At 70.0% G+C, this 5,702-nt stretch carries 6 protein-coding genes; 4 read left to right on the top strand and 2 right to left on the bottom strand.

Annotated elements, in window-relative coordinates; genetic code table 11:
- Nucleotides 1–131: 131 nt before the first annotated feature.
- Entirely contained in the window at nucleotides 132–836 is a 705-nt protein-coding gene (locus ABZ470_RS11180) for a Sir2 family NAD-dependent protein deacetylase (RefSeq protein WP_362911208.1), read from the bottom strand.
- A gap of 88 nt (nucleotides 837–924) precedes the next feature.
- Between ABZ470_RS11180 and ABZ470_RS11175 the strand changes: the two genes are divergently transcribed.
- Genes ABZ470_RS11175 through ABZ470_RS11165 form a run of 3 tightly spaced genes read left to right on the top strand, consistent with a single transcriptional unit; the run spans nucleotide 925 to nucleotide 4,134 of the window.
- Complete coding sequence (locus ABZ470_RS11175; protein ID WP_362911207.1) at nucleotides 925–2,658, top strand: pyruvate dehydrogenase; 1,734 nt, start codon at nucleotides 925–927, stop codon at nucleotides 2,656–2,658.
- Nucleotides 2,659–2,681: 23 nt separating this feature from the next.
- Nucleotides 2,682–3,761 carry a DUF2293 domain-containing protein gene (locus tag ABZ470_RS11170; protein WP_362911206.1) on the top strand — a complete coding sequence of 360 codons (1,080 nt, stop codon included), beginning with the start codon at nucleotides 2,682–2,684 and terminating at the stop codon, nucleotides 3,759–3,761.
- Nucleotides 3,745–4,134 (top strand): MmcQ/YjbR family DNA-binding protein, encoded by a 390-nt coding sequence (locus tag ABZ470_RS11165; protein ID WP_362911205.1) that lies wholly within the window; start codon nucleotides 3,745–3,747, stop codon nucleotides 4,132–4,134. Before ABZ470_RS11170 ends, ABZ470_RS11165 begins: the two co-directional genes overlap by 17 nt.
- A gap of 8 nt (nucleotides 4,135–4,142) precedes the next feature.
- Here ABZ470_RS11165 and ABZ470_RS11160 read toward each other — a convergent pair whose 3' ends face one another.
- Nucleotides 4,143–4,409 (bottom strand): hypothetical protein, encoded by a 267-nt coding sequence (locus ABZ470_RS11160; RefSeq protein WP_362911204.1) that lies wholly within the window; start codon nucleotides 4,407–4,409, stop codon nucleotides 4,143–4,145.
- A gap of 503 nt (nucleotides 4,410–4,912) precedes the next feature.
- Here ABZ470_RS11160 and ABZ470_RS11155 point away from each other — a divergent pair.
- Nucleotides 4,913–5,626 carry a hypothetical protein gene (locus tag ABZ470_RS11155; protein ID WP_362911203.1) on the top strand — a complete coding sequence of 238 codons (714 nt, stop codon included), beginning with the start codon at nucleotides 4,913–4,915 and terminating at the stop codon, nucleotides 5,624–5,626.
- Nucleotides 5,627–5,702 lie beyond the last annotated feature (76 nt).

Genomic DNA, 5,702 nt, shown 5'->3' with positions numbered 1-5,702 from the left:
TGTTCTCCCCCCGTTGGGCGCCCGGGGTGTTCCCGGGGGCGCGGGGGTGGGCGCCCAGCGGCTCGGGCGCCGGTCGGCCCGAACCCGGCGGGCCCTGCCCATCAAGGCTCATCAAGGCCCATCAAGGCCCGTCAGGCCGTGAGCGCGGCGCACAGCCGGGGTACGGCCACGCCGATCGGGTCGTGGATGACCTCGTCGGCCATGTGGTCGTAGGCCGTCGGCTCCCCGTTGACGATGACCACCCTGGCCCCCGCCTCCGCCGCGATCGAGACCAGGGTCGCCGCGGGCCGTACCTGCAGGGAGGTGCCCACGGCGACGAACACCTCGCAGTTCCCTGCCGCCTCGACCGCCCTGGACAGGACACCCTGGTCAAGGGACTGACCGAACATCACGGTCGCGGTCTTCAGGACGCCGCCGCACGCGCGGCAGGCCGGGTCGTCCTCCCCCGCCATGATCCGTTCGACCGCCTCACGCGTCGTCGAGTCCGCCCCGCACGAGGTGCACACCGCGCCGAACATGTTGCCGTGCAGTTCGAGCACCCGGTCCGGCGGCGACCCGGCGCGCCGGTGCAGGCCGTCGACGTTCTGCGTGATGATCCAGGCGTCCGGCAGCGTGGCCAGGGCGCGGTGGGCGGCGTTCGGCTCGGCGTCCCAGGCGGGACTGTCGCGGCGGAACAGCCATGACCGCCGTCTGATCTCGGCGCTGCCCATGTAGTGGTGGTAGGTGACGAGCTTCTCCTGCTCCGGGTCCGCGCGCCACAGGCCGTTCGGGCCTCGATAGTCGGGAATGCCGGATTCGGTGGAGATGCCCGCCCCCGTCAGTACGGTCACCGTCATCGCCCAATCGTAGTCAGCCCTACGCGGTCCGGAGTGATTCGGAAAAAACCGGTGAGGTACCCCATGACGCGAAACGAGGGGGAGCGCCATGGGGACCGTCGCCGAGCAGTTCGTCCAGGTGTTGCGGCAGGCCGGAGTCGAACGGATCTACGGGGTCGTGGGCGACAGCCTCAACCCGGTGGTCGACGCGGTGCGCAGAACCGGGGGCATCGACTGGGTCCAGGTACGCAACGAGGAGGCCGGGGCCTTCGCCGCCGCCGCCGAGGCGCAGGTCACCGGGCGGCTCGCGGTGTGCGCGGGCAGCTGCGGGCCCGGCAACACCCACCTGGTGCAGGGCCTGTACGACGCCCACCGCAGCCGTGCCCCCGTGCTCGCGCTGGCCTCGCAGATCCCCAGCCCGCAGATCGGGACGGACTTCTTCCAGGAGACCCACCCGGAACGGCTGTTCACCGAGTGCGCCGGCTTCTGCGAGGTGATCGGCACTGCGGAGCAGATGCCCAGGGTGCTGCGCGTGGCCGTACAGCGGGCGATCGGCGGCCCGGGCGTCTCCGTGGTCGTCCTGCCCGGCGACGTGGCGCAGCTGCGGGTGTCCCAGGAGGCCGGGCCGCACGACTTCCTCACCCAGCCGGGCACGCTCCACCCTCCGGCCGACCAGGTCTCCGAGCTGGCCGTCGCGCTGAACGCCGCCGAGAAGGTGATGCTGTTCTGCGGCGCCGGGGTGCGCGGCGCGCACGAGGAGGTCATGTCGCTGGCCGCCCGCACGCTCGCCCCGGTCGGGCACGCCCTGCGGGGCAAGGAGTGGATCCAGTACGACAACCCCTACGACGTGGGGATGAGCGGCCTGCTCGGGTACGGCGCGTGCTACGAGGCCACACGGGAGGCCGACCTGCTGGTGCTGCTGGGCACGGACTTCCCCTACGACGAGTTCCTGCCCGGCGCGCGGACCGTCCAGGTGGACCACGACGCGGGCAGCCTGGGCCGCAGGACACCGCTCGAACTGGCCGTACACGGCGACGTCGGGGAGACGCTGCGGGCCGTACTGCCCGACGTGCGCCAGAAGCAGGACCGGCGCTACCTGGACAGGATGCTCGAACGGCACCTGAAGGCCCTGGACAACGTGGTGGACGCCTACACCCGGGACATCGAGCACCATGTCCCGATCCATCCCGAGTACGTCGCCGACGTGCTGGACGAGCTGGCCGGCGACGACACGGTCTTCACCGTTGACACCGGGATGTGCAACGTCTGGGCCGCCCGCTACCTGACGCCGAACGGCCGCAGGCGTGTCATCGGCTCCTTCAGGCACGGGAGCATGGCCAACGCCCTGCCGCACGCCATCGGCGCCCAGTTCGCGGCCCCCGGCAGGCAGGTGGTCTCGCTGTCCGGCGACGGCGGGCTCGGCATGCTGCTCGGCGAGCTGCTCACCGTACGGGACCACGACCTTCCGGTGAAGATCGTGGTGTTCAACAACTCCTCGCTCGGCATGGTGAAGCTGGAGATGCTGGTCGACGGCCTCCCCGACTTCGGCACCGACTACCCCTTCACCGACTACGCGGCGATCGCCACGGCGATGGGCGTCGAGGCCGTGACCGTGCGCAGTCCCTCGGAGGTCCGCGAGGCGCTCGGCACGGCCCTGGAGGCCCCCGGCCCCTACCTGGTGGACGTCGTCACCGACCCGAACGTGCTGTCCATCCCGCCGCGCATCACCGGAGAGCAGGTCAAGGGGTTCGCCAAGGCCGCGAGCAAGGTGGTGTTGAGCGGCGGCGTCGGACGCATGATCGACATGGCGAGGGCGAACCTGCGCAACATTCCCCGCCCCTGATTCCCGTACGGCAGGCTGTCGGGGTGAGCAGACTGCAGCGGCGGATCACCGAGGCGGCCGAGGCCGCGCTCGCCCAGCGTGGGTTCGTCACCGTGATCGACGTGCTGACGGGCCTGCGCTGGCTGCGCGCCGGTCAGGTGGACACCTGGCGGCAGGGCGGGGCCGCCACGCTTGAGGAGCTGACCGCGGTCGACGGCGCCCGGATGACCGAGGCGGCCCTCCTACTCAGGCGCTGGGCGCTCGAACGGGGGCTGACCGAGGGCGAGAGCGCCTACCTGTCGAGCGGCAGGGACCGGGGCGAGCTGCGTTTCCTGGCCGGGGGCGAGGAGTCGGTCTTCCGTGTCCACTGGGTCTCCCCCGACATGAGCGAGGCCAGGAGGAGGCGGCTGGCCGAACGGCAGACCAAGGCCCCCGACCTGGTCGCGGTCGAGCCCCAGCGGGAGTGGAGGTGCGCGGGCTGCGGCGGGACGGGGCCGTACCTCATCATGGAGGGCACCGAGCCGTACTGCCTGACCTGCGCCGATCTGGACCACCTGGTCCTGCTGCCCGCGGGGAACGCGGCGCTGAGCCGCAGGGCGAAGAAGGAGAGCGGGCTGGCCGCCCTGGTGGTCAGGTTCAACCAACGGCGCAAACGGTACGAACGCCTCGGCATCCTGGTCGAGGAGTCCGCGCTCGCGCTGGCCGAGGAGCAGTGCCTGGCCGACGAGGAGGTGCGGCTGCGCCGTCGCGAACGCGACCGGGAACGGCGCGCGGGCGAGGACGTGGAGTTCCAGGCGCGGATGGCCGCGGAGATCGTCAGGCTGTTCCCCGGCTGTCCGCCCGAGCGGGCCGAGGAGATCGCCCGGCACGCCGGTCAGCGGGGCAGCGGCCGGGTCGGCCGTACCGCGGCGGCCAGGGTCCTCGACGAGAACGCCGTCACGCTGGCCGTGATCGCCTCGGTGCGGCACCTCGACACCGACTACGACCGGCTGCTGATGTCCGGGGTCCCCCGGGCCGAGGCCAGGGAGCGCATCAGGAGCGGCATCGACCGGGTGCTCGCCCGCTGGCGGAGCGAGATTGTCGGTGCCGCTGGTCACAATGGGCGCCATGGACAGCTGGCGTGAGGTGCGGGAGACGATGCGCAGGTTCGCGCTGAGCCTTCCCGAGGCGTACGAGGACCACCCCTGGGGTGAGAGCGTCGTCAAGGTCAACAAGAAGATCTTCGTCTTCCTCGGCGTCGAGGAGCCGACCGACAGGTGGAGTCCGCACGTGGGCGTCAAGCTCCCCGAGTCGAACGGCCACGCCCTGTCCCTCGACGGCGCCAAGCCCTCGGGCTACGGCCTCGGCAGGGCGGGGTGGGTGACGATCCCGCTGACGGGCCCGCTGCCGGAGACCGAGGTGCTGCTCGACTGGGTCGAGGAGAGCTACCGGGCCGTGGCGCCCAAGCGGCTCGTCGCCACGCTGGACGCCCCGTCTCCCGGTGACGTGCCGGGCTGAGGGCTCCCTCAGTTGATGATGCCTCCGCTTCCTCCGCTCCCGCCGGGCCTCCTGTTGTCGTTGAGGTCGTCGTTCAGGATGCCGCCGGGGATGCGTTCGGGGTTCTGACGGTGGTGGCGGTGGCGGTGACACTTGCCGTGTTTGCAGGGCTTCACGTTCTCTGTGACGCTCGGCGCGTCCACCTGGGCCGCCTGGGCCGGTGTCATGACGGGCACGGCGAGGGCGCAGGCCCCCATCGCACCGGCCGCGAGAGCGTTCCTGATCCTGGTCATCATGGATGACTCCACGTGAATCTCAGACGGAACGCCGTGCCGCCACCGAGATGACGGCACGGCGTCGAACCGGAGACTTCCACGGTATGACCGCGAGGCCTCGGAGGCACCCCAGAGAGCCCCAAGGCCTCAGACCCCTCGGATTACCATTCAGCCACTAAAAGCGATTACGCCAACACATTTAGCGACAGATCGTCTTTCATCCCCCGATTCCACCGAGTCCCACGGGTCAGGAGAATGTCCGCGAACCGCAATGGGCCGACCGCTTCGCGAGCAATGTGACCACTGACGGAAGAACGCCACCGCCACCTGCCTAGACGCCTTTCACCCGGCCTTTCCCTTTTAAAGAGACTTCGCGACGGCGTGGCGTCACACGACAACCATTGGCAACTGTAAGCATCCTTATCGTTACGTTGAGTCAACCAACGTAACGGGCACAGGCCGTATTTCGGTCAGATGGTTGGTCGCGGCCACGGGCCGCGTTCCGGAGAGAACGGTATCTTCCTATGTTCACGCCCATTCCCCGCACGGATGCCGTCGTAGCCCGCGCCAGGACCAGGTCCAGGGGGCTGACGACGGCGATTCTGGCCGGGTCCGCCTCCCTCGCGCTCGCTGCCTCCGTGTGCACGACCGTCACCGCGCCCGCCGCCCTCGGCAGCCAGGGTGACTCGGTCGCCGTCCCGAACCCGACGCCGACCATCCCCACGCTCAAGGAAGAGGCCCGCCGCAAGTGCAGGCCCCACAACTTCTTCAGGTTCCACCACTTCAAGCCGATCAACTTCTTCCTCCCCAGGACCCGCTTCATCGACGGCCCCGGCGGCACGATCACGGCGAGCGTCAGGCGGCAGTACCGCGTGTACTTCGAGGTGGAGATCGAGCGCGAGAAGCAGAGCGAGATCAACCACGAGATCGACCGCGACTCCCTGTCGAAGTCGATCCTGCGCAGGCTGCGCAACAACGTCAACCCGCTGCTCGCCGAGGAGCACGTCGTCGAGGCGGGCCACCTGTACGCCAGGGACGTCACCCCCGGCAAGTACGGCAACCTCTGGTACCGCGTGTTCGGCTACCGGGTCGGCTGGTCGACCTGGAAGCAGCTTGAGGACTGCAGCGTCAACCACATCGCCACCGGCATCGCCAACGTCCCCGCCCGGGTCGAGGGCTGGCGCTACTGGGAGACCGACCACCCGATGTACCGCGGCCGCAAGCTGTCCGAGAAGTAGGACGCGGGCCGGGCCGGTTCCAGCGGTAGACGGTCCCGTTGTGCAGGGTCAGCTCGGCCAGTTCGGGCGGGACGCC

It is taken from the genome of Streptosporangium sp. NPDC020072, from assembly GCF_040631445.1.
GTDB lineage: Bacteria > Actinomycetota > Actinomycetes > Streptosporangiales > Streptosporangiaceae > Streptosporangium.
Note: the sequence above shows the minus strand (reverse complement) of the source record. Positions and strands in the feature narration are given on the sequence as shown.

Bases quoted from the DNA above. Each gene is read 5' to 3' on its own strand.
- ABZ470_RS11180 (WP_362911208.1), bottom strand. From the start codon at position 836: ATGACGGTGACCGTACTGACGGGGGCGGGCATCTCCACCGAATCCGGC.
- ABZ470_RS11175 (WP_362911207.1), top strand. From the start codon at position 925: ATGGGGACCGTCGCCGAGCAGTTCGTCCAGGTGTTGCGGCAGGCCGGA.
- ABZ470_RS11165 (WP_362911205.1), top strand. From the start codon at position 3,745: ATGGACAGCTGGCGTGAGGTGCGGGAGACGATGCGCAGGTTCGCGCTG.
- ABZ470_RS11160 (WP_362911204.1), bottom strand. From the start codon at position 4,409: ATGATGACCAGGATCAGGAACGCTCTCGCGGCCGGTGCGATGGGGGCC.
- ABZ470_RS11155 (WP_362911203.1), top strand. From the start codon at position 4,913: ATGTTCACGCCCATTCCCCGCACGGATGCCGTCGTAGCCCGCGCCAGG.